Below are 25,821 nucleotides of genomic sequence, written 5' to 3' on the forward strand. Positions count from 1 at the left end.
GTTGCGCGTCACCTTGAGCCTCCAGGGCTGGTACGTATCGTCACCTGTGCGATTGACGCTCTCGGACACCTGCCCGATCGCTTGTTCCTTCAACCGCCTCCGCACTCTCAACGACGGTCACTCGAAAGAGTTACGGGCCGGGCGACAGCCATCGGCACTCTACGTGAGGATCCGTAAGCGGAGGAGAGCGACGCGGCCCTTCCGTCCCCCATCGAAAGCTATGCCCCATTTAGCGGGTTTTCTTCCCTTTTCGCAGTGTCTGTGGCTAGATTCGCAATGAGTCATATTTACATCTACTTCGACAGTAGTTGTACTACCCCGACTCGTCGGGGCCCGAGGAGCCCCGGCCGATCAGCCATCCACCCGCCCACCTATCCGTTCGACACGGTTTCAAGGGGACTAGCGCAATGGCAGATTTCTCCCGCCTTCCCGGACCCAACGCCGATCTGTGGGACTGGCAACTCCTCGCGGCCTGCCGCGGGGTGGACAGCTCCCTGTTCTTCCACCCCGAGGGAGAGCGCGGCGCGGCACGGAGTGCGCGCGAGAACTCGGCGAAAGAGGTCTGCATGCGGTGCCCGGTACGCGCGGAGTGCGCGGCACACGCACTCGCCGTGCGGGAGCCCTACGGCGTCTGGGGCGGCCTCACCGAGGACGAACGCGAAGAGCTCATGGGACGCGCCCGGAACCGCCTCATCACGGCGGCCCCGACGGCCACACCTGTCACCACCGTGACATCCATGACGGCATCGGCGGCGGCTGCGGGCCGCCCGATCGTGGAGCGCATGTGAAGGAACGTTTCCTCAGTACGAGTCGAGCCTGAGCCGATGACACCCGAGCGAGCCGCGCCCACGCGCGCGTTGCGCAGTGCCTACGCGCGCGTGGCGGCGCGGGTCAGCTCGGCGAGCGTGGCCGCGACGGCCGGGACCTGAGCCAGGTCCGGCAGGGTCAGGGCCACGATCTCCCGCTCCACGGCGGGCTCCACGGTCACGGTCCGCGCCCCCTTGGGCCGTACGGACTCGATGGCGAGCTCGGGCAGGACGGCGACGCCCAGACCCGCGCCGACCAGGCCCACCACGGCCGGGTAGTCGTCGGTGGCGAAGTCGATGCGCGGGGTGAAGCCCGCCTCCTCGCAGACGTCCACGAGCTGCCGGCGGCAGCGCGGGCAGCCCGCGATCCAGGACTCGTCCGCGAGCTCCGCGATGCCGACCGACCCGGCCTCGGCGAGCCGGTGCCCCTCGGGCACCAGGCCCACGAGCCGGTCCGCGAGCAGCGGGCGGACGACGAGGTCGTCCCACTCGGCCTGCCCCACCCCGTACCGGAAGGCGAGGGCCACGTCGCAGTCGCCCTCCCGGAGCATCTCGATCGAGCGCGGCGGTTCCGCCTCGACGAGGGAGACCCGGGTGCCGGGGTGCGCGGCGCGCAGGGCGGCGAGCGCGGTGGGGACGAGGGTGGAGCTGCCGCTGGGGAAGGAGACCAGGCGGACGCGGCCGGCCCGGAGCCCGGCGATGGCGGCGACCTCCTCCTCGGCGGCCGTGAGCCCCGCGAGGATGCCGGAGGCGTGCCGGACCAGGACCTCGCCGGCCTGGGTGAGGCGCATCTCGCGGCCCGTACGGATCAGCAGCGGGGTGCCGGCGGAGGCTTCGAGCGCCTTCATCTGCTGGCTGACGGCGGGCTGGGTGCAGCCGAGTTCGCGCGCGGCGGCCGAGAAGGAGCCGGTGGCGGCGACGGCGCGCAGGACGCGGAGATGGCGTGCCTCGATCATGCGTCCAAGCATAAGCGAATCTTGGGCGAAGCGGCGAATTCATAGACGATCCTTTGAGGGATGCCCCCGTAAAGTTCCCGCATGAGCTTGTTGAGCGTGAACACGGGCCGGGCCAGGGCGGCGGACTACACGGAGTCCCCGTCGGGGATGACGGGCATCGACAAGCGCCCCGTCGACGGGCCCGTACGGATCGAGGCCCCCGGGGCACCCGGTGTCGGCGGGAGCGGCGTCGCCGGGGACGCGGTCTGCGACCTGCGGTTCCACGGGGGCGACGACCGGGCCGCGTACGCCTTCGCCCGCGAGGACCTGGACCTGTGGGAGCGGGAGCTCGGCCGCGAGCTGGCCAACGGCTCCTTCGGCGAGAACCTCACCACCCGCGGCCTCGACGTGAACGGGGCACTGATCGGGGAGCGGTGGCGGATCGGCGAGGACGTCGTCCTCGAAGTGACCGGCGGCCGCATCCCGTGCCGGACCTTCGCGGGCTTCGTGGAGGAGAAGGGCTGGGTCAAGCGGTTCACTCGGTCGGCGGCCGGACCCGGCGCGCTGCTGCGGGTGATCGTGCCGGGCGAGGTGCGGGCGGGCGACCCGATCACGGTCGCGCACCGGCCGGACCACGACGTCACCGTCGCGCTCCTGCACCGCGCGGCGACCGCCGAACGGACGCTGCTGCCCGGCACCTTGGCGGCCGCGGAATGGATGGAGTCGGGGCTGCTCGCGCTCGCGCGTCAGTACGCGGAGAAGTACGGCCGGGCGGGGCACTAACGTGCCGGTATGACGACTGCACTGATTACGGGAGCCACCGCGGGCATCGGGGCCGCCTTCGCACGCAGGCTGGCGGCGGACGGTCACGACGTCGTGCTGGTGGCCCGGGACGTGAAGCGGCTCCGGGAGCAGGCCACCGAACTGCACGACCGGCACGGCATCGAGGCCGAGGTCCTCTCGGCGGACCTGGCCGAGGAGAAGGGCATCGCCGCCGTCGAGGCCCGGCTCTCGGACCCGAAGCAGCCGGTCGACATGCTCGTGAACAACGCCGGCTTCGGCAACAAGGGCCGCTTCCTGGAAGTGTCCATGGCCGACGAGTTGAAGATGCTCACCGTGCACTGCGAGGCGGTGCTGCGGCTGACCTCGGCCGCCGCCGCCTCGATGAAGGAGCGCGGCCGCGGCTCGGTGGTGAACGTCGCCTCTGTGGCGGCCTTCGTGCCCCGCGGGACGTACGGGGCGTCGAAGGCCTGGGTCGTGCAGTTCACCCAGGGCGCGGCGCGGGACCTCGCGGGCAGCGGCGTCCGGCTGATGGCGCTCTGCCCCGGCTTCGTCAGGACCGAGTTCCACGAGCGGGCCGGGATGGGGACGGACAACATCCCGGGCTGGATGTGGCTCGACGCGGACAAGCTGGTGACGGCGGCGCTCGGGGACCTGGAGCGGGGGAAGACGCTGTCGATCCCCGACCCCCGCTACAAGGCCCTGATGGGTGCGGTGAAGCTGGCGCCGCGCGGGCTGCTCGGCGGGGTCTCCTCCAGGGCGGGCCGCAAGTACGGCCCTAAGTGACCCTGAGGTCCAGTCGAGTGGTGGCGCCGTTCTGCCAGGTCACGTGGAGGGTGTGGCCGGTGACCTGGACGTGCGCGAGGCCGGCTACGGGTGCCGGGTCCGGTTCGGCGGTGAGCGAGGCGAGGGCGACGAAGAGAGCGGCCGGGCCGGTCGTCGTGCCGTGGAGGGCGAGGGTGCGGGTCCCGGGGCCCTGAAGGGTTTCCCCGGTGGGGAGTTCGGCGGCCGGGATGTCGTACGGGTAGCCGTGGACCGGGTGGAGCTCGGCGCGCGGCCCGCCGGGGGTGGTGGCCCAGCCCGTCTGCCGTACGGGAGTCCCCTCCGGGGCGCCGAGCACGAGGTGCGCGCGGACCTCGGCGCGGCCGTGGGCGAGGGTCGCGGAGAGGACCCGGACGCCGGGCAGCGGATGGTGGACGGAGGCGGCCCAGTCGGGGCCGGTTCCGGCCGGGGCGGCGGGGCCGCGGGTGGTGGCCACGCCGTCTTCCGTCAGCAGGGCGAAGTGGTTGTCCGCCGGGACCGGCCCGGTGCTGGGGCCGGTGCGGGTGGAGTAGCCGTGCCGGGCGTAGCCCGGGTCGTCCTCGCCGGCTTCGGCACTGTGGACGTGGTTGCTGCCGTGGTTGTGGAGGCGTACGAGCCCGTCGGCTGCGGTCGTCTGGACGAGCAGCCCGGCAGGGGTGAAGGGGCGGACGGTGTCGGCCCGTTCGGCGGGCAGGGCTTCCTCGGGGTCGGTCCAGGCGGGGTGGTCGGCGGGCAGGAGGAGGCCGAGGAATCCCTTGGAGGCCCAGTAGGGGGAGCCGGGCCCGGAGTACTCCTGGACGAGGGGCGGGTACGGGCCGTGCCAGCCGAGGGTGAGCAGCCCGCGCTCGTCGGTGGCGCCGCGGTCGAGGAAGTACCGCAGGGAGCCGGAGGCGAGGCGGCGGGTCGCGCCGGGGGTGAGCGGGGTGTGCCCGGTGAGGGCGCCGAGCCAGGGCGCGGCGGCCGCGGCGAAGCGGTAGATCAGGGAGCGCCCGTACGGGACGGGGGCACCGTTCGCGTCGAAGAGGTGGACGTGGTCGTCGAGGTGGCGGCGCAGACGGGGGCCGTACCGGTCGAGGAGGGCCCGGTCGCCGACGAGGTGGGCGTGGAGGACCGGGTAGAAGTGCAGGGCCCAGCCGTTGTAGTGGTCGAAGGCGCGGTTGTCGCCGTCGCTGTACCAGCCGTCGCCGAGGTACCAGTCCTCGACGCGGGCGAGGGAACGGTCGATGGTGGCGGCGGCCCGGCCGGTCTCGGCGCCGGCGTCCTGGAGGAAGCCGGCGACGGTGAGGCCGAAGAGCCACCAGTTGTTGTCGACGGGGGACGGGCCGAGGGCGGGGCGGAGCCAGTCGACGACGCGGTGGCGGGTGCGGTCGTCGAGGCGGTCCCAGAGCCAGGGGCGGGTGAGGCGGAGGCCGAGGGCGACCGAGGCGGATTCGACGATCGCCTGGCGGGTGTCGGCCATCAGGGGCCAGGAGTCGGGGTCGCCGGTGCCGGGTCGCGCCGTCCCGGCGGCGAGTCCGTCGGCGTACCGGTCGAGGTGGCCGTGGGGGTCCTCCCCCTGCGCGCCCGCGACGCGGAGGGCCGCCAGGAGGGAGGTGCGGGCCCAGCCCTCCAGGCCGTCGGAGCGGGCGCCGGACCAGCTGGGGCGGGGGCCGGGGAGGCCGACGAGGCCGCCGCGGGGAGAGGCGTACGGGCGTACGGCGAGGAGGAGCCGGTCGGCCGTGTCCTCCCAGTGGGCACGGGTCCAGCCGGTGTACGGGCTGAGCTCACGGTTCTCGGGCGGCGTGGGCATGATGCTCCCTGAGGGCTCCCTGGGTGACGTCTGCGTCGCCCGGAATCCTGAACAGGCTTCGATCGAACGTCAAGGGAATCAGAGCGAATGATCGAAACTCCCATCGTTCGATCATTCGTGGACTAGAGTCGAAAACCTGATCCAGGGACCGATCCAGGGACCGATCCAGGGACCTGATCCCGGGACTCGATCCAGGGGCGCGATCCAGGACCTGATGCAGGACCTGATCCAGAGACCTGGCCCAGGGACCACCACCACCGCGAGGGGGAACCGCACCGTGCGCGAGAGTGCCGCCGAACGACACGACCGACTGCTGGCCCTGGTCCGCGAGCGCGGCACCGCCCGGGTCGCCGAACTGGCCGAGCGGCTCGGGGTCTCCCCCGTCACCGCCCGCCGGGACGTCGAGGCGCTGGCCGGGCAGGGCCTGCTCGACCGGGTGCACGGCCAGGTGTCGTGGCCCCGGGGGCAGGGCGACCCGGGCGCGGGACGGCCCGGCGAGGGCCTGGTCCTCGGCCTGCTCGCCCCCTCCGCCACGTACTACTTCGCCGAGGTCATCCGGGGTGCGCACGAGGCGGCGGCGCGCGCCGGCGCCCGGCTGGTGCTGCGCGTGTCGGACTACCGGCCGGAGGAGGACCGCGCCCGCACGGAGGGCCTGCTCGCGGCCGGCGCCGAGGGCGTCCTCGTCGCCCCCGGCTGGCGCGGCCCCGAGGACCGGCTCGCCTACGGGGACTGGCTGGCCGAACTCCCCGTACCGGCCGTGCTCCTGGAGCGCAGGGCGGAGCCCGGCAGCCCGCTCGACGGCCTGGACCGGGTCGTCTCCGACCACGGCCACGGCGTCCTCCTCGCCCTGCGCCACCTGCTCGGACTCGGCCACTCGACGCCACTCCTCGTGGCCCGCGGGGACTCCCCGACCGCGCTCGCGGTGCGCGCCGGATACGCCGAGGCACTGGGGACGCTCGGCCTGAAGGAGCCCCGGCCGGTCATCGAGTCCGTACCGGCCGAGGCGGACCCGGAGGGCTTCGAGCGGGCCGTGCGGGCGCTGTACGAGGCGGTCCGCTCGGGCCTGGCGGGCGCGGCGCTCGTCCACAACGACGTCGACGCGATCGAGATCGTGCAGCGCCTGGCCGAGCTGGGCGTACGAGTGCCGCAGGACCTGGCCCTGATCGCGTACGACGACGAGGTCGCGGCCCTCGCCGACACCCCGCTGACGGCGGTCGCCCCGCCCAAGCGGCAGGTGGGGCGGTACGCCGCCGAGCTGCTCGTGGAGCGGCTCACCGAGAGTGCCGCGGGGTCCGGCGAGGAGGCGGCGCGGCGGCATCTGAGCCTGTTGCCGCGGCTGCGGGTGCGGGACTCGTGCGGGGCGGGTCCGGGCAACTCCGCGCCGGGGCACTCCGCACGATCGATCTGATCTTTTTTCGATCAATCAATCTTTCGCTCTTGACTTCGGTCATGAACGGTCACAGGATCACGGCCACAACCTCCCAGCCGCCCCGCCTTCAGGAGCCGTGCCGTGACCCGTACTTGGAGCAGAACGTCCCGTGTCATAGCCGGCACCGCCACCGCCCTGGCCGTCCTCACGGCCTGCGGCGGCGGCGGTGACGACACCACATCCGCTGACGGCAAGCCCGTGACCCTCACCTTCTGGGGCTGGGCCAAGGGCTCGAAGGACGTCGTGGACGCCTTCAACGCCTCCCACACCGACATCCAGGTCACGTTCGAGGAGATCCCCTCCGGCACCGCCGGCGGCTACGCCAAGATCTCCAACGCCGTGAAGGCGGGCAACGCCCCCGACCTCGTCTCCATCGAGTACTCCTCGCTCCCGGAGTTCGTGAGCTCCGGCGCGCTCCAGGACATCGGCGGCGAGTTCACCGAGGCCGACCGCGCGAAGCTCCTCCCGCAGACCGTCGAACTCACCACCCTCGGCGGCAAGTCCTGGGCCGTCCCCTTCGACGCCGCCCCGCAGGCCTTCTTCTACCGCAAGGACCTGTTCGCGAAGTACAAGGTCCAGGCCCCCACCACCTGGGACGAGTTCAGGAAGGCCGCCGAGCAGGTCAAGAAGGCCGACGCCAAGGCCCGGATCGCCACGTTCTTCCCCGACGACCCGACCACCTTCGAGGCGATGGCCTGGCAGGCCGGCGCCCAGTGGTTCAAGGCGGAGAACGACACCTGGAAGATCGACACCACCGACCCGGCCACCACCAAGGTCGCCGCCTACTGGCAGGGCCTCCTGGACGCCGGCCTCGTCCACAAGAACGCCTCGTTCAGCCCGGAGTGGACCGGCTCCCTCAAGAACGGCACCACCATCGGCTACCTCGGCGCCTCCTGGGGCGCCGGCGTCCTCAAGGGCACCCTGCCCGAGCAGAACGGCAAGTGGGCCGTGGCACCCATGCCCAGCTGGGACGGCAAGCCCGCCAGCGGCATGCTCGGCGGGACGTCGTTCGCCGTGACCAAGGACAGCAAGCAGAAGGCGGCGGCCGTCGCCTTCGCCGAGTGGATGTCCACCACCGAGGCCGGGGTGAAGGCCCGTATCGCCTCCGGCACCTCCTCCGCCTTCCCCGCCGCCACGGCCCTGCGCCCGGTCGCCAAGAAGGCCTTCGACGCGAGCTACTACGGCGGCCAGGACATCTACGCCCTCTTCGAGGCCTCCGGCGCCTCCATCAACCCGAACTGGGCCTGGGGCCCGACCACCGGCACCACCAACACCACGATCAAGGACCACTTCGGCAAGATCACCCAGGGCGGCCCGACCGTCGCGGAGGCCGTCAAGGCCGGGCACGACGCCACCGTCGCCGAACTCTCCAAGCGCGGCCTGAAGGTCGAGGGCTGACCGCGTGAAGGCCCGTACCCGCGCCGCCGCGATCCTGCTGACCCCGTTCTTCCTGCTGTTCACCGCGGTGATGGTGGTGCCGATCGGCTACGCGGTCTGGCTCAGCCTCTTCACCGAACAGCAGTCCGGACTGGGCTTCGGCGGCGCCGAGACCGTCTTCGCCGGCCTCGACAACTACACGGCGGCGCTGGGTGACCGGGCCTTCCGCGAGGGCTTCGGCGTCCTGCTCGGCTACTGCCTGCTCTACATCCCGCTGCTGCTCGTCGGAGCCCTCGGCCTCGCCCTGCTCCTCGACTCGACACTCGCCCGCGCCCGCCGCTTCTTCCAGCTCGCGCTCTTCCTGCCGCACGCCGTCCCCGGCATCATCGCCGCCCTGATCTGGGTCTACCTCTACACGCCCCAGCTCAGCCCGGTCGTGAAGGCGATGGAGGCCGGCGGGATCGGTTTCGACTTCTTCTCCCCCGACGGCGCGCTGCCCTCCGTCGTCAACATCGCCCTGTGGGAGTGGCTCGGCTACAACATGGTCATCTTCTACGCGGCCCTCCAGGCCATCGACCGCTCCGTCCTCGAAGCGGCCACCGTCGACGGGGCGGGCGCCTGGCGCATCGCCTTCTCGATCAAGGTGCCGCTGGTCAAGGCCTCGCTCGCGATGGTCGGCCTCTTCACGATCATCGGCTCCCTCCAGCTCTTCACCGAGCCGCTGATCCTCAACAAGGGCACCGGATCCGCCGTCACCTCCACCTGGACGCCGAACATGTACGCCTACACCGCGGCCTTCGACCGCAACGACTACGGGCTCGCGGCGGCCGCCTCGGTCCTCCTGGCCCTGACGGCCGCGCTGCTCTCCTTCGCGGTGACGCGCCTGACGGGCCGCCGGAAAGCCGGTACCGCGCGGAAGGCGAGGGCGGCGGCATGAGCAACCCCGACAAGCCCCGCACCGGCACCGTCTGGCTCTCCAAGGCCGCCGTCAACGGCGCGCTCGTCCTCGCCGTCGTCTACATGCTCTTCCCCCTCGTGTGGCTGCTGACCGCCGCCACCAAGGACGCCGGAGGCCTCCTCGCCGGAGACGCCTTCTCCTTCGAGGGCTTCGACCTCGGCGGCAACCTCTCCCGGCTCGCCGAGTACAACGACGGCATCTACTTCCACTGGTACCTGAACAGCCTCCTCTACGCGGGCTTCGGCGCCCTGGCCTGCTCGCTCGTCAGCGTCGCCGCCGGATACGCCTTCCACGTCTACGACTTCCGGGCCAAGGAGAAGCTCTTCGGCGTCGTGCTCCTGGGCGTACTCGTCCCCACCACCGCGCTCGCCCTGCCGATGTACCTCCTCGCCAGCGAGGTCGGCATCGTCAACACCTACTGGGCCGTCCTGATCCCCGTCCTCGTCAACCCCTTCGGCGTCTACCTCTCCCGGGTCTTCTGCGCGGGCTACATCCCCGACGAGGCCCTGGAGGCGGCCCGTATCGACGGGGCCGGCGAACTGCGCGTCTTCTGGTCCATCGGTCTGCGCATGGTCATGCCCGGCTTCGTGACCGTCTTCCTCTTCCAGTTCACCGCCATCTGGAACAACTTCTTCCTCCCGCTGGTGATGCTCTCGGACCAGAAGCTCTACCCCCTGAGCCTCGGCCTGTACGCGTGGAACAGCAACGCCCACGCGGAACCCGACTTCTACCCCCTCGTCGTCACCGGATCCCTGCTCGCCGTCGTCCCCCTCGTCGTCGCCTTCGTCTCCCTCCAGCGCCACTGGAAGGCGGGTCTGACCGCCGGCAGCGTCAAGTGAGGAGCACACGTCCCACGATGCACCCCGCCACTGACAACCGCCCCGCCCTCCTCCTCGCGATGGGCCCGGACACCGCGGAACGCCTGCTCACCGACGCCCACCGGCAGCGCCTCGCGGCACTCACCCGAACCGACCCGCACCTCGTCGCCCACGACCTGACCGCTCCGGACGCGCGGACCGCCGCCGCCCTCGCCGAGGCCGAACTCCTCCTCACCGGCTGGGGCGCCACCCCCCTCACCGCCGGGATCCTCGACCGCGCCCCCCGCCTCCGGGCCGTCGTCCACGCCGCCGGCTCCGTCAAACACCACATCACCGACGCCTGCTGGGACCGCGGCCTCCGCGTCACCACGGCCGCCGCCGCCAACGCGCTGCCCGTCGCCGAGTACACGCTCGCCGCGATCCTCTTCGCCGGGAAGCAGGTCCTGCGCTCCGCCCAGCGCTACGCCGAACTCCGCACCGACCACGCCTGGCTGACCGAATCCGCCGCCTGGGGAAACCACCGCCGCACGATCGGCATCGTCGGCGCCTCCCGGATCGGCCGCCGGGTCATCGAGCTCCTCCGCCCCTTCGACTTCGAGATCCTCCTGTACGACCCGTACGTGACGACCCCGCCGCCCGGCGTGGAGCTGACCGGCCTCGACGACCTGTGCGCCCGCAGCACGGTCGTCTCGGTCCACGCGCCCCAACTCCCCGCCACGTACCGCATGATCGGCCCCGCCCAGCTCGCCGCGATGCCCGACGGCGGCACCCTGATCAACACGGCCCGCGGCTCCCTGATCGACGAGACGGCCCTCCTCCCCCACCTCCTCTCGGGCCGCCTCCACGCGACCCTCGACGTGACGGACCCGGAACTCCCGCCCCCGGACTCCCCGCTCTACACCCTCCCGAACGTCCTGCTCACCCCCCACGTGGCGGGCTCCCTCGGCAACGAACTCCACCGCATGGCGGACCAGGCGCTGGAGGAGGTGGCGCGCTACGGGAGGGGCGAGCCGTTCGCGGAGGAGGTCAGTGCGTCAGACCTCCAGCGCTCGGCGTAGGCGGTCGGCCTCGTCGAGGACGAGCGGAATCGCCTCGGACGCCACGGCGAGCACGGCCGGCAGTACGTCCCGCCACTCCCCGAGCCGCAGTGCGAGAACGGCCCAGCGGCGGGCCAGGGCGGGATCGGGTTCGGCGCGGGCGAGGAGCGCGTAGCCGTCGCCGCAAGGCGGGCCGAGGTGGTGCAGCCCGTCGAGGAGGGCGGCGGCATGGCCGTACTGGGCGGCTCGCAAGAGCTCGGTGACCAGCTTGACGGGCGACCACCGCCGGAGCGTGGGCTGCGGCTCCCGCAGGAGGCCGACCGCCTCGTCGTAGGAGCCGATGACGACCAGCATGAGAGCCGAGCCCCTCTGCCACTCGATCCGCGCCGAAACGTCGGCGCTGAAGGGGGGGCGCGAGGTCCGGTTCCAGGGCGAACTCGGCCCGCAGGACGTCCAACACCTTGGGCGCGTCGGGCTCCTTCTCACGGGCGACGGCCAGGAAACGCTCGGCGTCCTCGCGACGCCCCTGCCGCACGCAGGCCATCGCCATCCGCGCGGACACCTCCGCCACGTGGGCCGGCTCGGAGAGGCGCGACGCCAGCTCCCGCGCCCGCTCCCAGGCGCCTGCGTCCGCCATGGCCACGGCCGCCTCCTTGACGAGGCTCGGCAGCGCGTCCGGGTGCTCGACCAGCCGCTGGGCACGATCCCACTCCCCCGCGGTCGTGTACGCGGCGACGAGCAAGGGGAACAGCACCCGCTGCTGGTACACCCGCGTCGCCCCGGCGAACGTCTCCGCCCACTCCGGCCGCCCCGCCGCGAGCGCCGCGAAGGCGGCGCTGTCCGGTTCCAGGCCCGGCTCGACCTCCACGGCCCGCAGCAGACGCACCGCGTCGTCGCACCGCCCTGCCTCCCCCAGCGCCCGGGCGAACGCCACCAGCTCCCCGACGAGGGTCTCGCGCGCCGGCACACGGACCCTCGCCTGCTCGACCGCGAGCATGCCCCGGGCCTCCGCGGCGTGGCCCGCGCCGTACAGCACCTCCGCGAACACGGCGAGAGCCTCCGTGTTCTCCCCGATCCCCCTGACCACCGCACGGGCCCGGTCCACCGCGCCCTCCCCGACCAGTCGGCGCAGGAAGGCGTCGAGGACCTGGAGGCCTTCGGCGCGCTCTCCGGTCCATCCCGACCGCCGGTCGGGCGTCTCGGCGAGCCTTCCGCACAGCGAGGCCACGGCGTCCAGGTCTCCGCGCGCCAGCAGGGCCGAGGCGATGGCCGGCCAGGGGTCGTCCGCGAACCGGGGCCCGTCCGTGACCGGGGCCATGTCCATCGCCCGCTCGACGTCACCGGCCCGGGCGAGCTCACGGGCGGCAAGTCCGCACACAAGATCCTTGGTGTGGCCTTCCTTGTCCCCGACGAGCTCCAGGGCCTCCTCCCACCGGCCGTTCCCCGCCAGTGCGGGGGCGAGCGCACGGACTCCGTCACCGGCGCCGGCCACGCGCGCCGCTTCGACCTGCCCGGCGGCGACCAGCGCGTCGAGCAGCTCCCAACGGAACTTGACGGCCCCGTTGCTCCCCATGCTCATCCGGTCCAGTGCCGCCCCGCACTGCGCGCCCAGCGCGTCGTCCCCGTAGCCGGCCTCGCTCAGGGCGACCGACACCCGGAGCAGCACCACCGCCCGTACGGCCAGCTCCTTCTCCGGTGCCCACGCCTCCCGTATCGCCTCGTCGACGCGGCCGGCCCGGACCAGGGCCTCGACGATGCGGGTCCGCACGACGATCCGGCCGTCCGGAAAGGGCTCCTCCCGCCCCAGAGCGACGGCCCGTTCGTACCGGCCCGCCGCGAGCAGGGCGTCCACCAGCGCCCTGCGCGCGCGGACGCCGTCGTACGTGGTGATCGTCCTCAGCCGCTGTTCCGCCCTCTCGTACGCGCCGAGCCGGACGAGCACCAGGATGACGGCCGCCGCCGCCGGGTCGCGGGTATCGCCGGTCGGAAGGCCCTCCCCCAGCCGCTCCGCCTCGTCGGCGAGCGCCTCGGCCCTCTGCCGCTCCCCCACGTCCAGCAGCTTCCACGCCACCGCACAGAGGCCCTCGACGGCGCGGACTCCCGCCATGCTCCGGGCAAGCGCCACCGCACGGTCCGGCTGTCCGACGGCGACCCAACCCGCCGGCAGCGGGAGCGGCACGTTTCCGCTGTCCCGCAGCAGCAGTGCCCGGCCCAGCGCCAGCCGCAACGCCGCCGCCACCGAGCCCTCACGGTCCGCCCCGCCCAGGACCGCGTCCTCCGCCGCCCCGATCTCCGCCAGCGCCGCCGCGTCACCCCCCGTCACGGCCAGCAGCCGCTCGTGGCGCCGCCCGTCCCCCGCGCACGCCACCAGCCGCTCCACATCCCCCGCCGCCCGCAGCATCGGCACGTAACCGTGCAGCAGATGGTCCGGGGTCCCGTCCGGCCAGCCGCGCTCCCGCCAGCGGTCCGCCCATGCGTGCAGTACCGCCCGCCACCGGTCGAGCTCCCGCTCCCCGAGCATCTCCCGGGCCCTCGCGGCGAGTTCCTCGTGTGCGAGCAGGTACGCCCCGCCTCGTACCGCGAACGTCCGCCCCGGCCCCGTACGCAGGACGTCCTTGACCCGGTACGGGACCGCGCCGGTCAGTTCCGCGAGGTCGTCCGCCGTCAGGCCGCCGCCTGCGGCGGTCAGCAGGCCCAGGAGCTCGTACGGCAGACCGCCCGCCTCCAGGAGTCGTTTCAGCTCGCGTTCCGCCTCCGCCCGGATCGCGCGGGCCTTCGGGGAGGGGGCGAGGATCCGTACGGCCGCCGGGTCCCGGAGCGGGTGGTCCTCGGGGACGTCGACCGGGAGCGGCGGGTTGAGGCGGCCGGAGACGATGACGGGCAGGTCGTACGGGAGCAGGGCCGCGATCGAGTGGGCGTCGGGGCCCGTGGTGACGCCCCGGTCCTCGTCCAGGCCGTCGACGAGGAGGACCAGCCGTTCGCCGCGCGCGGCGCAGGACTCGGCGGCCGAGGCGTACAGCCGGAGGAGGTGAGCCTCCCTGGTCGCCGCCGTCAGGAGCGCCGGGAGGCCCTCGCCGACCAGTTCCGCGAGCTGTTCCAGGACGACGTCCACGTACGCGGCGACGTCGTTCTGGGCACCGAGGCGGGCAGTGATGAAGAAGGGGACGATCCGCACCCCTGGTGGTGGGTCGAGCGCGAACCAGGAGAGCAGCGCGGTCTTGCCGGCCCAGGCCTCCGCGCGCCACCAGGCGTACGCGGGGCCGGAGTCGGCCAGGCAGAAGGCCGCGAGCTCCGCCAGCTCGGCTTCGCGGTCGACGAGTTCCGCGGGGGCGATCCGGCGGACCTGTTCCCGGTACGCGGAACGGACCGCCACCGGTTCCGGTGACCCGATCCGGTTGCCGTCGCCGATCACCACGATGCCCGAACCGTTGTCGACCGTGACCGGCCGCTCTCCCCCTGCCCGCTCCATGCGTCCAACCTAGACTGGAAGGGTCCTACCGGGGTCGGGAGGCGCCATGACCTTCGTACAGATAATCGACTGCAAGACGAGTCGGGTGGACGACCTGAACCGGCTCATGGACCAGTGGGTCGAACAGACCGAAGGCAAACGGACCGCGACCCACAGCATGGTCGGCAAGGACCGTTCGGACGCCTCCCACATCGTGGAGATCGTCGAGTTCCCCTCCTACGACGTGGCCATGCGCAACTCGCAGCTCCCCGAGACCGACCGGATCTTCCGCGAGATGGTCGCGCTCTGTGACGAGATGCCGACCTTCACCGACCTGGACGTGGTCCGGGACGAGGCGCTGTACAAGACCAACGCCCGGCACCTCATGGAGATGATGGCGCGGGAGCAGGAGCTCGCGCTGCTCGACGAGGTGCTGGCCGAGGGGTACCACGACCACGATCCGACCAACGAGCAGGACGTCATCGGCATGGACGCCGTCCGGCGCGAGGTGGAGATGTGGCGGCGCGGCTTCGACTTCGCCTTCACCGTCGACGACCAGATCGCCGAGGGCGACCGGGTCTGCACCCGCTGGACGTGGAAGGGCAGCCACACCGGGGACTTCATGGGGCTCCAGCCGACCGGCATGGACGTGACCATGACCGGCACGGTCATCCACCGGTTCCGGGACGACGGGAAGATCGTCGAGGGGTGGTGGCAGTACGACCTGCTCGGGCTCATGGGGCAGCTCGGCGCGGTGGAGGGATAGACGCGGGACGGAAAGCACGAGGCCCGGTGCCCCCGCGACGGGGGCACCGGGCCTCGGTGATCAGTGAGGCGCAGGGCCTCGGTGATCAGTTACGACACGCGTCAGTGGGAGTGGCCGTGGCCGTGGCCCGCGTCGGCCGGCTCCTCTTCCTTCTTCTCCACCACGAGGGTCTCGGTGGTGAGGAGGAGGGAGGCGATCGAGGCGGCGTTCTCCAGGGCGGAGCGCGTCACCTTCACCGGGTCGATGACGCCGGCCTTGACCAGGTCGCCGTACTCGCCGGTCGCGGCGTTGAAGCCCTGGCCCTTGTCGAGCTCCGCCACCTTCGAGGTGATGACGTAGCCCTCGAGGCCGGCGTTCTCGGCGATCCAGCGCAGCGGCTCGACGGCGGCGCGGCGGACGACCGCGACACCCGTGGCCTCGTCGCCGGTCTTGTCGAGGTTGCCCTCGAGGACCTTGACGGCGTGGACCAGAGCGGAGCCACCACCGGAGACGATGCCCTCCTCGACCGCGGCGCGGGTCGCGGAGATGGCGTCCTCCAGACGGTGCTTCTTCTCCTTCAGCTCCACCTCGGTGGCGGCGCCGACCTTGATCACGCACACGCCGCCGGCCAGCTTCGCGAGGCGCTCCTGGAGCTTCTCGCGGTCCCAGTCGGAGTCCGTGGACTCGATCTCGGCCTTGATCTGGTTGACGCGACCGGCGATGTCATCGGCGTTGCCGCCACCGTCGACGATGGTGGTGGCGTCCTTGGCGATGGTCACGCGGCGGGCGGTGCCGAGCACGTCCAGGCCGGCCTGGTCGAGCTTGAGGCCGACCTCCTCGGCGATGACGGTCGCACCGGTGAGGGTGGCCATGTCGCCGAGCATCGCCTTGCGGCGGTCGCCGAAGCCGGGGGCCTTGACGGCCACGGCGTTGAAGGTGCCACGGATCTTGTTCACGACCAGGGTCGACAGGGCCTCGCCCTCGACGTCCTCGGCGATGATCAGGAGCGGCTTGCTGGCGCCGGCCTGGATGACCTTCTCGAGGATCGGCAGCAGGTCCTGGATCGAGGAGATCTTGCCCTGGTTGATCAGGATGTACGGGTCGTCGAGGACGGCCTCCATACGCTCCTGGTCGGTCACCATGTACGGGGACAGGTAGCCCTTGTCGAAGGCCATGCCCTCGGTGAACTCGAGCTCCAGGCCGAAGGTGTTGGACTCCTCGACGGTGATGACACCGTCCTTGCCGACCTTGTCCATCGCCTCGGCGATGAGCTCGCCGACCTGCTGGTCCTGCGCGGAGAGCGCGGCGACGGCGGCGATGTCGGACTTGTCCTCGATCGGGCGCGCGGTGGCGAGGAGCTCCTCGGAGACGGCCTTGACGGCGGCGTCGATGCCCTTCTTCAGGGCGGCCGGGGAGGCGCCGGCGGCGACGTTGCGCAGACCCTCGCGGACCAGGGCCTGGGCGAGCACGGTGGCGGTGGTGGTGCCGTCACCCGCGATGTCGTTGGTCTTGGTCGCCACCTCCTTCACCAGCTGGGCGCCGAGGTTCTCGAACGGGTCGTCGATCTCGACCTCGCGGGCGATCGTGACACCGTCGTTGGTGATGGTGGGGGCGCCGAACTTCTTGTCGATGACGACATTGCGGCCCTTGGGGCCGATCGTCACCTTCACCGTGTCGGCAAGCTTGTTGACGCCGCGCTCAAGGGCGCGACGGGCGTCCTCGTCGAACTTCAGGATCTTCGCCATGGGAGCGGTTCAGCCCTCTCGGAATCGTATGGAAACGAACTGCGCCCCCGGACGCCCTGTGCGGGGTCAAGGGGCGCAGCTCAAAGCATCTACTTCGGATACTTCGGTGAATTACTTCTCGATGATCGCGAGCACGTCGCGAGCCGAGAGGACGAGGAACTCCTCGCCGTTGTACTTCACCTCGGTGCCGCCGTACTTGCTGTAGAGCACGATGTCGCCGACCTGAACGTCGAGCGGAAGACGCTCGCCGTTCTCGAAGCGGCCCGGGCCCACGGCGAGGACAGCACCCTCCTGGGGCTTCTCCTTCGCGGTGTCCGGGATGACCAGGCCAGAGGCGGTGGTCTGCTCGGCGTCGAGCGGCTGGACCACAATGCGGTCCTCGAGCGGCTTGATGGCAACCTTGGAGCTGGTGGTCGTCACGATCCGACCTCCCCCTTCGGAGATTACGGGGTCAACTGTCTGAGGTGGCGACCAGGTGGATCCGTCGTCGCGGGTGCCGGACCTGCCTGTCGCTGTGTTGGCACTCTCCAGTGGGGAGTGCCAGAGCTGAGACTATGACCGCGATTAGCACTCGGTCAAGCGGAGTGCCAATTCCAGGCCGTAGCGCGTCGTTCCGGTCGGGTCCTGATCAGTCGGCGCGGGCGCCGATCCGGGCCGTCCCTTCCGCCACGGTCGTCGCGTCCGGCGTGGCCATCCGCTCCGCCGCCTTCCGCCCCAGCCGCTCGATCGGGTCGACCGACGAGGCGCAGCCGGAGAGGGCGAGCAGCGTGCCGGCCAGCACCGCGCCGGCGACCGCCGCACGGAGCCGTCTCGCACGGAGCCCGCTCGTACGCGGCCCTCCCGTACGGAGCCCTCCCGTACGGAGCCCGCTCACACGTAGTCCTCGAGCTTCGCGACCGCGTACCCCTTGGCCGTGATCACGTTCATCACCCGCCGGATCATGTCGGGCATCGTGCCCTTCCAGTCGCCCTTGCCCCGGAAGTGGGTGAGCACGATGTCGCCGGGGTGCAGGTCCCGGTCCCACTCGCGCCACTCCATGTGGTCCGGGAACGCCTCGGACGCCCACAGCGGGACCGCCTTGATCCCGCAGGACTTCGCGGCGCGCAGCGTGTCCTCGTTGTAGTTGCCGTACGGCGGGCGGAAGAGCGGGGGCCGCTTGCCGAATCGTTTCTCGATGACGTCCTGCATCCCGCAGATCTCGCGCTTCTGCTGCTTGTACGAGAGCCCTGGCAGGTAGCGGTGGTTGAGCGTGTGGTTGTGCAGGGAGACCCCGGACTCCTGCGACTTCTGCATTCTCGCGAAGTACCCGTAGTCGTCCTTGACGACGTAGTCGCTGAGGAAGGCGCTGTAGGGGATCCGGAGGTCCTTCATCATCCGCAGCAGCGCGGGGTCCTTCTCCGCGCCGTCGTCGATCGTCAGGAAGACGACCTTCTGCTTGGTCGGCACGGTCGTGAAGACGGGCGGCAGCCCCTCGCCGTCCGTCTCGAAGCCCTTGCGGGTGGTGATCGTCGGTTTGACCTTCGGTGGGGCGGGCGCGTCGAGCGGGGGCCGGGCGAGGCCCCACTTCTTGGCGGCGAGCGCGCGGGCGGCCTTCTGCTTGCGGACCTTCTCGACGTACGCGCTGAGCGCGCCGGCCGAGCCCGGGGCCTGCGCCTGGCCCTGCTGCCCGGGAGCGGGGGCCGGGGCGGACGCGCGGCGCTCCGGTGCGGCGGGGCCGGCGGCGGAGCAGGCCGTGGCGACGGAGGCGAGGGCTGCGACGACGAGAGCGGCCCCGAGGGTCCGCCGGACAGGGTGCGCGCTGATCACCATGAATTCTTCCTCTTGTCGTACAAGCGGTATGGCGCCGCATCCTGTCAGTGCGCACGCCCCCACCCGACCACGACACCGCCGTACGGCACCCACCGTCCCCCGGCCGGCCCACAGCGCCGCAGGGCCCACAATGGGACGGGTGACCGACCTCGCCCACTTCACCGCCCTGCTCACCCCCGAGGGGCAGGCACTGCTCGCCGCCCTGCGCGACTACGACCCCGCCCAGGAGCTGGCGGTCGTCTCCCGGCTGCGCCGCGACCACCCCGCCGAGCTCGTCACGTCGGCGGTCGGCCAGGCCCGGCTGCGCCAGCGCGCGGTGGCCAAGTTCGGCCCCGAGGACGCGTACCGGATGTACTTCACGCCCAACGGCGTCGAGCAGTCCACCCGCGCCTCGGTCGGCACGTACCGGGCGGCCCGGCTCAAGGCGCTCGGCGTCGGCAGCGTCGCGGACCTCTGCTCCGGGATCGGCGGCGACGCGATCGCCCTCGCCCGCGCCGGGATCTCCGTCCTCGCCGTCGACCGTGACCCGCTCACCGCCGAGGTGGCCCGCGCCAACGCCGAGGCCCTCGGCCTCGCCGGGCTCGTCGAGGTCCGCGAGGCCGACGTGACGGAGATCGACACGAGCCCGTACGACGCGGTCTTCGTCGACCCGGCGCGGCGCGGCGGCCGGGGCAGGATCTTCGACCCCGAGGCGTACTCCCCGCCGCTCTCCTGGGCCGTCGAAGCGGCCCGCAAGGCCCCGCACGCCGCCCTGAAGGTGGCCCCCGGCATTCCGCACGAGGCCGTCCCGGAAGAGGCCGAGGCCGAGTGGATCTCGGACGGCGGGGACGTGAAGGAGGCCGTGCTCTGGTTCGGTACGGAGCCGGGCGCCCGCCGCGCCACGCTGCTGCCCTCGGGCGCCGGGATCGTCGGCCGGGGACTGCCCGACCCGGCGGTCCGGCCGGTCGGCCGCTACCTCTACGAGCCGGACGGCGCCGTCATCCGCGCGCACCTGGTCGCCGAGGTCGCGCAGGACGTGTCGGGCGGCCTGATCGACGAGACGATCGCCTACGTCACGGCGGACGAGCTCGTCCCCACCCCGTACGCCGCCGCCTACGAGATCACCGACGAACTCCCCTTCAACCTCAAGAAGTTGAAGGCACTGCTCCGGGAGCGCGAGGTCGGCACCCTGACCGTGAAGAAGCGCGGTTCGGCGGTCGAACCCGAGGAGATCCGGCGGAAGGTGAAGCCGAAGGGCCCCAACTCCGCGACGGTGCTGCTCACTCGGGTCGCGGGAGCCCCGACGATGCTGATCGGCCGCCCGGCGGGCGGAGGCCGGTGACCAAGGCGCCACGGAGCACCGTGCCTGAGCCGACGTCACCGCCGAGCTTCACCTTCCACGACGAGCCCTTCCCCGAGGTGCGCGGACACGCCTCCCAGGTGATCGTCAGCGCCGACGAGCAGTGGATCGCGGTCAATTCGGTGTGGAGCGGCCTGAGCCGCGTGGCCGTCCATCGCGCCGCCGACCTCTCCTGCGCGCACCTCCTGACGTTCACGATGGACGCCGAGTCGATCGCGTTCCACCCCACGCTCCCGCTCCTCGCCATCGGCCTCGACAACTACGACGCGTACCTCCGCGAGGGCGGCCTCACCCTCTTCGAACCCGCCACCGGCCACCGCGTCGACTTCGCCGACCCCGCCTGGGGCATCGAGCCGATCCGCTGGCTGGACGCCCGCACGCTCGAACTCACCTTCTTCGCCTGGGAACCGGACGGCGCGCAGCTCCAGTCCCGCGCCACCGTCGCCCGCGACGACTGGCTCGGCCTCGCCCCCGACGCCCTCGACCTGCGCACCCTCCCCCGGACACCGCTCCCCCCGGACACCGAGGTGGGGTACCTCGACACGGAACCCACCCGGCCGCTGCTCCAGGCGCTCGCCGAGCGCGCGGGGCGGAGCTACGACGGCCTCGGCGGGGTCCGGGCCGTGGCCGGACTGAGCGACGGCCGGGTGCTCGCGACCCGCGGCCACGCCGTCGTGGAGTGCTGGTCCCCCGACGGCTCGCTGCTGTGGAGCGTTCCCGCGCCGTCGGGGATCGGCGGCAGCCGGATCGAGGTCGCCGCCGACGAGCGGACCGCACGCGTCGCGGTCTCCGGCCCCGACTCCCGCACCCGGACCGACTTCCCGCTCGTCGACCTCTCCGACGGCACGGTCCTCGACCGCCCCTCGGTGCCCTTCTCGGCTGCCCTGTCGGCCCGTACGGACGGGGTGTGGGCGATCCGGGACACGTACGACCGCGGCTCCGAGGCCGAACCCGCCGCCGCGCCCGACACCCGGGTCTTCGCGGCCGACGGCACCCCGCTCGGCACGGTCCACGAGCCCGACCGGTACGACCTCGTCCCGATCCACGTCCGCCGCTGCCCCGAGCTGCTGTACGGCCGCCGGCGCCGGGACGTGATCGCGCTCGACCCCCGCTCCGCCGCCGAGACGACGCTCTTCTCGCTGGACGCCTTCCGGGTCGACCATCCGCTCGGCCGGGCGGTGTACGTCTCCGACTCCGCCGGCCCCGCGCTCCTGCACGGGCGGACGGAGCTGGTCCGCCGGACCTTCCCGGCCGGGGACGTCACCTGGACCACACCCCTGGACTCCGAGGTCGTCGACCTCGACGCGCACGAGGGCGTCCTGCACGCCCTGTGCTCCGACGGCACGCTGCTCTCGGTCGACACCGCCGACGGCACCGTCCTCGACCGCCGCCCCCTGCCCCCGTACGGGCCGCTCTCGGTGCACGCGGCCCCCGACGGCACGGTCCTCGTCGGCACGTCGGCGGGCCAGATCCTGCGTTACTGAGCGCTGATCGACTGTGCGCGCCCGAGGAGCAGTTCCCGCTCGCGCGCGTTCCGGGTGAGCGAGGCCGCCCGCTCGAACTCCGCCCGGGCCTCGGCCGCCCGCCCCAGCCGGGCCAGCAGGTCGCCGCGCACGCTCGGCAGCAGGTGGTAGCCCGCCAGGGCGGTCCCCCCGGCCAGGGCGTCGACGAGCGCGAGACCCGCCTCCGGACCCTCCGCCATCGAGACGGCGACCGCGCGGTTCAGCTCGACCACCGGGGAGGGCGCGACGGCCGCGAGCCGGCCGTACAGGGCGGCGATGGTCCGCCAGTCCGTCTCCTCGTACGAGGCGGCGCGCGCGTGGCAGGCGGCGATCGCGGCCTGGAGGGCGTACGGCCCGTAGGAGCGCCCGTCCCCGGCCCGCTCCAGGGCGGCGAACCCCCGCCGGACGAGCAGCCGGTTCCAGCGGCTCCTGTTCTGGTCGGCGAGGAGGACCGGCTGCCCGTCGCGACCGGTACGGGCCGCCGTCCGGGAGGCCTGGAGCTCGAGGAGGGCGGCGAGCCCGTGCACTTCGCCCTCCCCGGGCATGAGCGCGGCGAGGCCGCGGGCCAGCCGCAGCGCGTCCTCGCACAGGCCGGGCCGCAGCAGGTCGTCGCCGGCGGTCGCCGCGTACCCCTCGTTGAAGATCAGGTAGACGACCTCCAGGACGGAGCCGAGCCGGGCGACCCTCTCCTCCCCGTACGGCACCTCGAACTCCACGCCCGCCTTCGCGAGCGTCCGCTTGGCGCGGGTGACCCGGGCCGCGACCGTCGCCTCCGGTACGAGGAAGGCGCGGGCGATCTCGTCCGTACGGAGCCCGCCGAGGAGCCGCAGGGTCAGCGCCGCGCGGCCGTCGGCCGAGAGCACCGGGTGGCAGGTGGTGAAGACGAGCCGGAGCACGTCGTCGTCGATGTCGCCCGGGCCGGACGGCTCGGGGTCGTACGACTCCGCCGTGAGCGTCCGGCCCACCTCGGCGAGCTTCCGGGCGTACGTCTCGCGGCGGCGCACGAGGTCGACGGCGCGGTGCTTCGCGGCGGTCGTCAGCCAGGCTCCCGGGCGCTCCGGGACGCCTGACCGCGGCCACTGCTCCAGGGCGGAGACGAACGCGTCCTGGGCGATCTCCTCGGCGATGCCGACGTCCCGGACGATCCGCGCCACGGTGGCGATGATCCGCGCCGACTCCATCCGGCAGACCGTCTCCAGGGTGCTCTCCACCGTCATGGTCCACATGACAGCACACCCATGGTCAGCCTTCCGGCATCTCCTCGACCTCGCGGACCTCCAGTCCGACCTTCCAGTTCGGCGGGTGGACGGCGAGGAAGCGCTTCCCCCACTCGACGGCCTCGGCCATGTCCTTGCACTGGAGCATCGCGTAGCCGCCGACGACCTCCTTGGTCTCGGTGAACGGTCCGTCGGTGAACGACAGCTTCCCGTCCGACCAGGTGATGCGGGTGGCCTCGGCGGTCGGCTTGAGCCCGGCCGTGTCCACCATGGCGCCGGCCTTGGTGATCTCCTCGAAGAGCGCGCCCATCCGCTCGTCGAAGCCGGGGTCGGCACTCTCCATGTCGATGGTGTTCTCCTCGATGCGGACGAGGGACAGGAAGCGGGGCATGACGACTCCTCGGTGGTGCGGTGGCGGGGCCGTTCCCCGCCTTCCACACATACGTCGAACGGGTCGGACCCGCATCGACACCGCGCCCGGGAATCTTCCGGACCGGCCTTGGGGTGTCCTGCCGATCCGGCCGGACACCCCCTAGACGTAGTCCTCCAGGCGGGCCACGGTGAAGCCCTGCTCCTGGATGCGGCGCAGCATCGTGGCCGTCATCTCGGTCATCGTCCGTCCCTTGAGCTCGGACGGGCCGCGGAAGTGGGCCAGGATGATGTCGCCGGGGTGCAGCTTCCTGTCCCCGCGCTGGTACTGCATGTTCTTGATCTGCATGGACTCGCGCCACAGCACGATCGCGTCCACCCCGCAGGTCCCGGCGGCGGCGCGGGTGTCCTCGTTCCAGTTGCCGTACGGCGGGCGGAACAGCCTCGGTGTCGTGCCGTACTCCTTCGCCAGCTTCGCCTGCTGGCCGCAGATCTCCCGGCGCTGGGCGTCCCGGGAGAGGGTGCGGAGGTTCGGGTGCGTGAGGGTGTGGTTGGCGACGCCGTGGCCCTGGGCGACGAGCGGGGCGAAGTAGCCGTAGTCGCCGCGGATCGCGGAGTCGGTGAGGAACATCGTCACCGGGGCCTTGAGGTCCTTCATCATCCGGACGAACTCGCGGTCCTTCTCGGCCCCGTCGTCGATCGTGATGAAGACGATCTTCTCGGTGGTGGGGATCTCGCTGATGACGGGGACGGGGCCGCCGGGCTTCCGGACGACCGGCTTGACCGCAGGCGGGGCGGGCGGGGCCGCGAAGGGCTTGAGGCCCCACGTGCGGTACGCCGCGGCTGCCGATCCGGCGGCTCCGGCGGCCTTGTCCTCGTCGGCCGGGGGCGCCGAGGGGGCGCTCTCGGACACGACGGGGGCGGGGGCCGCGGCCGGGCCCTCCGCCGTGCAACCGGTCACCAGCAGCGCGACGGCGGTCAGCGCCGCCCAGACCACGATCTTCTTGTCCACGCCCTGTGGGATGCGCGAGCGGCCCGCGGGGTTGCGCGCCGGGCGGGATCAGTCGGGAGAAACCGCTTCGAAGCGCCAGCGGTGGACCGGACGGGTGATGAGCTCCGCCTCCGGCTCGGGCAGCTCGGGCAGTTCGGCGTCGAAGGCCTCCGCCTCCCACCACGTGAGGACCAGGACCCGGTCCTGCGGGGCGCGGAAGATCTCCCGGCGCAGCGGCTCGTGCGCCAGGACCTGGGCCCTGGCCCACTCCAGGAGCTCGCGGCCGCGGCCCTGGGCGGCCCGCGCCTCCCACATGAGCGTGAGCCTCACGAGTACAGGTTCTCCTTGCTGATCTCGTGCACGTGGTCGTGATCGTGGTCGTGGGAGTGGCCGTGAGACGAACCGGGCACGTGGGGATCGGTCACCGGCAGGGACGAGTCGGCCGACAGCTCCAGGTCCGAGGCCGGCCGGTTGCGGGCGACCATCTCGGAGCCGAGCGCGGCGACCATCGCGCCGTTGTCCGTGCACAGCCCCGGGCGCGGTACGCGCAGCCGGATGCCGGCCCGCTCGCAGCGCTCCTGGGCGAGCGCCCGCAGCCGCGAGTTGGCGGCGACGCCGCCGCCGATCATCAGGTGGTCGACGCCCTCGTCCTTGCAGGCCCGGACGGCCTTGCGGGTGAGCACGTCCACGACCGCCTCCTGGAAGGACGCGGCCACGTCCCGGACGGGCACGTCCTCGCCGGCCGCCCGCTTCGCCTCGATCCAGCGGGCCACGGCGGTCTTGAGGCCGGAGAAGGAGAAGTCGTACGCGGGGTCCCGGGAGCCGCTCAGTCCGCGCGGGAAGGCGATCGCCTTCGGGTCGCCCTCCCTCGCGAGCCGGTCGATGACCGGTCCGCCGGGGAAGCCGAGGTCGAGGACCCGGGCGATCTTGTCGAAGGCCTCGCCGGCCGCGTCGTCGATGGTCGCGCCCAGGGGGCGCACGTCGGAGGTGATGTCGGCGGAGAGCAGCAGCGAGGAGTGGCCGCCGGAGACCAGCAGGGCCATCGTCGGCTCGGGCAGCTTGCCGTGCTCCAGCTGGTCGACGCAGATGTGCGAGGCGAGGTGGTTGACGCCGTACAGCGGCTTGCCGAGGGCGTACGCGTACGCCTTGGCGGCCGAGACGCCGACGAGCAGCGCGCCCGCGAGGCCGGGCCCGGCCGTGACGGCGATGCCGTCGAGGTCCTTCGCGGAGATCCCGGCCGTCTTCAGGGCGCGCTCGATCGTCGGGACCATCGCCTCCAGGTGGGCGCGGGAGGCGATCTCGGGCACGACGCCGCCGAAGCGGGCGTGGGTGTCGACGCTGGAGGCCACGGCGTCGGCGAGGAGGGTGGTGCCGTGGACGATGCCGACACCGGTCTCGTCGCAGGAGGTCTCGATGCCGAGTACGAGGGGTTCGTCAGCAGCCATCAGAATCAGTCTCAGTTCCTTGAACGGTCAGTCGCATCACGAGCGCGTCCACGTTTCCGGGCTGGTAGTAGCCGCGCCGGAAACCGATGGGCTCGAAGCCGAAGCGCTCGTACAGCTTCTGGGCCCGGGTGTTGTCCACGCGCACTTCGAGGAGGACCTCGTCGCACTCGAAGGCGGTGGCGTGGTGGAGCAGATCGGTGAGGAGCCGGGCGCCGAGACCCGTACCCCACTGGTCGCGGGCGACGGCGATCGTCTGGACGTCGCCGAGTCCGCCGGCCGCGGCGAGCCCCGCGTACCCGACGAGCCGCCCCGCCGGGTCCTCCGCGACGAGGTAGCGGCGGGTGGCACGCGGCCCGCGCGCGTGCGCGAGCTCCGACCAGAACATCCCCGCCGACCAGGCGTCCTCGGGGAACAGCTCGTCCTCGAGGGCCAGCACCGGGGCGATGTCCCACCAGCGCATCTCGCGCAGTTCCACGCCGCC

At 72.4% G+C, this 25,821-nt stretch carries 24 protein-coding genes; 11 read left to right on the plus strand and 13 right to left on the minus strand.

Annotated features, from left to right (window positions below):
- Positions 1-407: 407 nt before the first annotated feature.
- Positions 408-788, plus strand: a complete 381-nt coding sequence (locus tag ACFWWU_RS24120; protein ID WP_384147900.1) for a WhiB family transcriptional regulator — start codon at positions 408-410, stop codon at positions 786-788.
- Positions 789-868: 80 nt separating this feature from the next.
- Here the strand turns inward: ACFWWU_RS24120 and ACFWWU_RS24125 are convergent, their stop codons facing one another.
- A complete protein-coding gene (locus ACFWWU_RS24125) occupies positions 869-1,762 on the minus strand; it encodes a LysR family transcriptional regulator (RefSeq protein ID WP_384147901.1) in 894 nt (297 codons plus the stop codon).
- An 81-nt stretch (positions 1,763-1,843) separates the two neighbouring features.
- On the opposite strand from ACFWWU_RS24125, the gene ACFWWU_RS24130 reads away from it, so the two are divergent.
- Together ACFWWU_RS24130 and ACFWWU_RS24135 are read left to right on the plus strand one after the other, a co-directional pair.
- Positions 1,844-2,524: an MOSC domain-containing protein gene (locus tag ACFWWU_RS24130; RefSeq protein WP_384147902.1), complete on the plus strand. Its 681-nt coding sequence runs from the start codon at positions 1,844-1,846 to the stop codon at positions 2,522-2,524.
- A gap of 9 nt (positions 2,525-2,533) precedes the next feature.
- Complete coding sequence (locus tag ACFWWU_RS24135; RefSeq protein WP_384147903.1) at positions 2,534-3,307, plus strand: SDR family NAD(P)-dependent oxidoreductase; 774 nt, start codon at positions 2,534-2,536, stop codon at positions 3,305-3,307.
- Here ACFWWU_RS24135 and ACFWWU_RS24140 read toward each other — a convergent pair.
- Positions 3,300-5,111 (minus strand): DUF2264 domain-containing protein, encoded by a 1,812-nt coding sequence (locus ACFWWU_RS24140; RefSeq protein ID WP_384147904.1) that lies wholly within the window; start codon positions 5,109-5,111, stop codon positions 3,300-3,302. The genes ACFWWU_RS24135 and ACFWWU_RS24140 overlap by 8 nt on opposite strands.
- Positions 5,112-5,388: 277 nt before the next feature.
- Between ACFWWU_RS24140 and ACFWWU_RS24145 the strand changes: the two genes are divergently transcribed.
- The 5 genes from ACFWWU_RS24145 (at position 5,389) to ACFWWU_RS24165 (ending at position 10,751) form a co-directional block, all read left to right on the plus strand.
- The gene (locus ACFWWU_RS24145) at positions 5,389-6,519 is read left to right on the plus strand and encodes a substrate-binding domain-containing protein (RefSeq protein WP_384147905.1); all 1,131 of its coding nucleotides are present in this window, start codon (positions 5,389-5,391) and stop codon (positions 6,517-6,519) included.
- A gap of 102 nt (positions 6,520-6,621) precedes the next feature.
- The gene (locus ACFWWU_RS24150) at positions 6,622-7,938 is read left to right on the plus strand and encodes an ABC transporter substrate-binding protein (RefSeq protein WP_384147906.1); all 1,317 of its coding nucleotides are present in this window, start codon (positions 6,622-6,624) and stop codon (positions 7,936-7,938) included.
- Between the two features lie 4 nt (positions 7,939-7,942).
- On the plus strand, positions 7,943-8,854 hold the full coding sequence (locus ACFWWU_RS24155) for a carbohydrate ABC transporter permease (protein ID WP_384147907.1): 912 nt from the start codon (positions 7,943-7,945) through the stop codon (positions 8,852-8,854).
- Positions 8,851-9,714 (plus strand): carbohydrate ABC transporter permease, encoded by an 864-nt coding sequence (locus ACFWWU_RS24160; RefSeq protein WP_384147908.1) that lies wholly within the window; start codon positions 8,851-8,853, stop codon positions 9,712-9,714. Before ACFWWU_RS24155 ends, ACFWWU_RS24160 begins: the two co-directional genes overlap by 4 nt.
- A 17-nt stretch (positions 9,715-9,731) precedes the next feature.
- The gene (locus tag ACFWWU_RS24165) at positions 9,732-10,751 is read left to right on the plus strand and encodes a hydroxyacid dehydrogenase (RefSeq protein WP_384147909.1); all 1,020 of its coding nucleotides are present in this window, start codon (positions 9,732-9,734) and stop codon (positions 10,749-10,751) included.
- On the opposite strand, the gene ACFWWU_RS24170 is transcribed toward ACFWWU_RS24165, so the two are convergent.
- Positions 10,720-14,199, minus strand: a complete 3,480-nt coding sequence (locus ACFWWU_RS24170) for a hypothetical protein (protein ID WP_384147910.1) — start codon at positions 14,197-14,199, stop codon at positions 10,720-10,722. The genes ACFWWU_RS24165 and ACFWWU_RS24170 overlap by 32 nt on opposite strands.
- A gap of 46 nt (positions 14,200-14,245) precedes the next feature.
- Here ACFWWU_RS24170 and ACFWWU_RS24175 point away from each other — a divergent pair, with 46 nt between their 5' ends.
- Positions 14,246-14,944, plus strand: coding sequence for an ester cyclase (locus ACFWWU_RS24175; protein ID WP_384147911.1), 699 nt, complete (start codon positions 14,246-14,248; stop codon positions 14,942-14,944).
- Between the two features lie 101 nt (positions 14,945-15,045).
- Here the strand turns inward: ACFWWU_RS24175 and groL are convergent, their stop codons facing one another.
- From groL to ACFWWU_RS24195, 4 genes are all read right to left on the minus strand, one after another.
- A complete protein-coding gene (groL, locus tag ACFWWU_RS24180; protein WP_384147912.1) occupies positions 15,046-16,668 on the minus strand; it encodes a chaperonin GroEL in 1,623 nt (540 codons plus the stop codon).
- 111 nt (positions 16,669-16,779) lie between these two features.
- Complete coding sequence (gene groES, locus ACFWWU_RS24185) at positions 16,780-17,088, minus strand: co-chaperone GroES (protein ID WP_267045346.1); 309 nt, start codon at positions 17,086-17,088, stop codon at positions 16,780-16,782.
- Positions 17,089-17,296: 208 nt separating this feature from the next.
- The gene (locus ACFWWU_RS24190) at positions 17,297-17,542 is read right to left on the minus strand and encodes a hypothetical protein (RefSeq protein ID WP_384147913.1); all 246 of its coding nucleotides are present in this window, start codon (positions 17,540-17,542) and stop codon (positions 17,297-17,299) included.
- Complete coding sequence (locus tag ACFWWU_RS24195; RefSeq protein WP_384147914.1) at positions 17,539-18,477, minus strand: polysaccharide deacetylase family protein; 939 nt, start codon at positions 18,475-18,477, stop codon at positions 17,539-17,541. Before ACFWWU_RS24195 ends, ACFWWU_RS24190 begins: the two co-directional genes overlap by 4 nt.
- 130 nt (positions 18,478-18,607) lie before the next feature.
- Here ACFWWU_RS24195 and ACFWWU_RS24200 point away from each other — a divergent pair, with 130 nt between their 5' ends.
- Positions 18,608-19,798, plus strand: a complete 1,191-nt coding sequence (locus ACFWWU_RS24200; protein WP_384147915.1) for a methyltransferase domain-containing protein — start codon at positions 18,608-18,610, stop codon at positions 19,796-19,798.
- A gap of 20 nt (positions 19,799-19,818) precedes the next feature.
- Positions 19,819-21,300, plus strand: coding sequence for a hypothetical protein (locus ACFWWU_RS24205; protein ID WP_384147916.1), 1,482 nt, complete (start codon positions 19,819-19,821; stop codon positions 21,298-21,300).
- On the opposite strand, the gene ACFWWU_RS24210 is transcribed toward ACFWWU_RS24205, so the two are convergent.
- The 6 genes from ACFWWU_RS24210 to rimI form a co-directional block, all read right to left on the minus strand.
- Positions 21,294-22,535 carry an RNA polymerase sigma factor gene (locus ACFWWU_RS24210; RefSeq protein WP_384147917.1) on the minus strand — a complete coding sequence of 414 codons (1,242 nt, stop codon included), beginning with the start codon at positions 22,533-22,535 and terminating at the stop codon, positions 21,294-21,296. The genes ACFWWU_RS24205 and ACFWWU_RS24210 overlap by 7 nt on opposite strands.
- A 25-nt stretch (positions 22,536-22,560) precedes the next feature.
- Positions 22,561-22,926: a YciI family protein gene (locus ACFWWU_RS24215; protein WP_384147918.1), complete on the minus strand. Its 366-nt coding sequence runs from the start codon at positions 22,924-22,926 to the stop codon at positions 22,561-22,563.
- Positions 22,927-23,067: 141 nt separating this feature from the next.
- Complete coding sequence (locus ACFWWU_RS24220) at positions 23,068-23,916, minus strand: polysaccharide deacetylase family protein (RefSeq protein WP_384147919.1); 849 nt, start codon at positions 23,914-23,916, stop codon at positions 23,068-23,070.
- A 48-nt stretch (positions 23,917-23,964) separates the two neighbouring features.
- Positions 23,965-24,225, minus strand: coding sequence for a hypothetical protein (locus ACFWWU_RS24225; RefSeq protein ID WP_384147920.1), 261 nt, complete (start codon positions 24,223-24,225; stop codon positions 23,965-23,967).
- Positions 24,222-25,340 (minus strand): tRNA (adenosine(37)-N6)-threonylcarbamoyltransferase complex transferase subunit TsaD, encoded by a 1,119-nt coding sequence (gene tsaD / locus ACFWWU_RS24230; protein ID WP_384147921.1) that lies wholly within the window; start codon positions 25,338-25,340, stop codon positions 24,222-24,224. Before tsaD ends, ACFWWU_RS24225 begins: the two co-directional genes overlap by 4 nt.
- Positions 25,330-25,800, minus strand: a complete 471-nt coding sequence (gene rimI, locus ACFWWU_RS24235) for a ribosomal protein S18-alanine N-acetyltransferase (protein WP_317602012.1) — start codon at positions 25,798-25,800, stop codon at positions 25,330-25,332. The genes tsaD and rimI overlap by 11 nt, the downstream gene beginning before the upstream one ends.
- Positions 25,801-25,821: the final 21 nt, after the last annotated feature.

This window comes from Streptomyces sp. NPDC058650 (assembly GCF_042717315.1).
In the GTDB taxonomy this organism is placed as follows: Bacteria; Actinomycetota; Actinomycetes; order Streptomycetales; family Streptomycetaceae; genus Streptomyces.

What these genes read in the sequence shown, in the direction of transcription:
- ACFWWU_RS24130 (WP_384147902.1), top strand. Translation starts at nt 1,844, where the DNA reads ATGAGCTTGTTGAGCGTGAACACGGGCCGGGCCAGGGCGGCGGACTAC.
- ACFWWU_RS24170 (WP_384147910.1), bottom strand. Translation starts at nt 14,199, where the DNA reads ATGGAGCGGGCAGGGGGAGAGCGGCCGGTCACGGTCGACAACGGTTCG.
- ACFWWU_RS24165 (WP_384147909.1), top strand. Translation starts at nt 9,732, where the DNA reads ATGCACCCCGCCACTGACAACCGCCCCGCCCTCCTCCTCGCGATGGGC.
- ACFWWU_RS24215 (WP_384147918.1), bottom strand. Translation starts at nt 22,926, where the DNA reads ATGCCCCGCTTCCTGTCCCTCGTCCGCATCGAGGAGAACACCATCGAC.
- ACFWWU_RS24135 (WP_384147903.1), top strand. Translation starts at nt 2,534, where the DNA reads ATGACGACTGCACTGATTACGGGAGCCACCGCGGGCATCGGGGCCGCC.
- ACFWWU_RS24200 (WP_384147915.1), top strand. Translation starts at nt 18,608, where the DNA reads ATGGGACGGGTGACCGACCTCGCCCACTTCACCGCCCTGCTCACCCCC.
- ACFWWU_RS24195 (WP_384147914.1), bottom strand. Translation starts at nt 18,477, where the DNA reads ATGGTGATCAGCGCGCACCCTGTCCGGCGGACCCTCGGGGCCGCTCTC.
- ACFWWU_RS24160 (WP_384147908.1), top strand. Translation starts at nt 8,851, where the DNA reads ATGAGCAACCCCGACAAGCCCCGCACCGGCACCGTCTGGCTCTCCAAG.
- ACFWWU_RS24175 (WP_384147911.1), top strand. Translation starts at nt 14,246, where the DNA reads ATGACCTTCGTACAGATAATCGACTGCAAGACGAGTCGGGTGGACGAC.
- rimI (WP_317602012.1), bottom strand. Translation starts at nt 25,800, where the DNA reads ATGCGCTGGTGGGACATCGCCCCGGTGCTGGCCCTCGAGGACGAGCTG.
- ACFWWU_RS24210 (WP_384147917.1), bottom strand. Translation starts at nt 22,535, where the DNA reads ATGACGGTGGAGAGCACCCTGGAGACGGTCTGCCGGATGGAGTCGGCG.
- ACFWWU_RS24125 (WP_384147901.1), bottom strand. Translation starts at nt 1,762, where the DNA reads ATGATCGAGGCACGCCATCTCCGCGTCCTGCGCGCCGTCGCCGCCACC.
- tsaD (WP_384147921.1), bottom strand. Translation starts at nt 25,340, where the DNA reads ATGGCTGCTGACGAACCCCTCGTACTCGGCATCGAGACCTCCTGCGAC.
- groL (WP_384147912.1), bottom strand. Translation starts at nt 16,668, where the DNA reads ATGGCGAAGATCCTGAAGTTCGACGAGGACGCCCGTCGCGCCCTTGAG.
- ACFWWU_RS24140 (WP_384147904.1), bottom strand. Translation starts at nt 5,111, where the DNA reads ATGCCCACGCCGCCCGAGAACCGTGAGCTCAGCCCGTACACCGGCTGG.
- ACFWWU_RS24120 (WP_384147900.1), top strand. Translation starts at nt 408, where the DNA reads ATGGCAGATTTCTCCCGCCTTCCCGGACCCAACGCCGATCTGTGGGAC.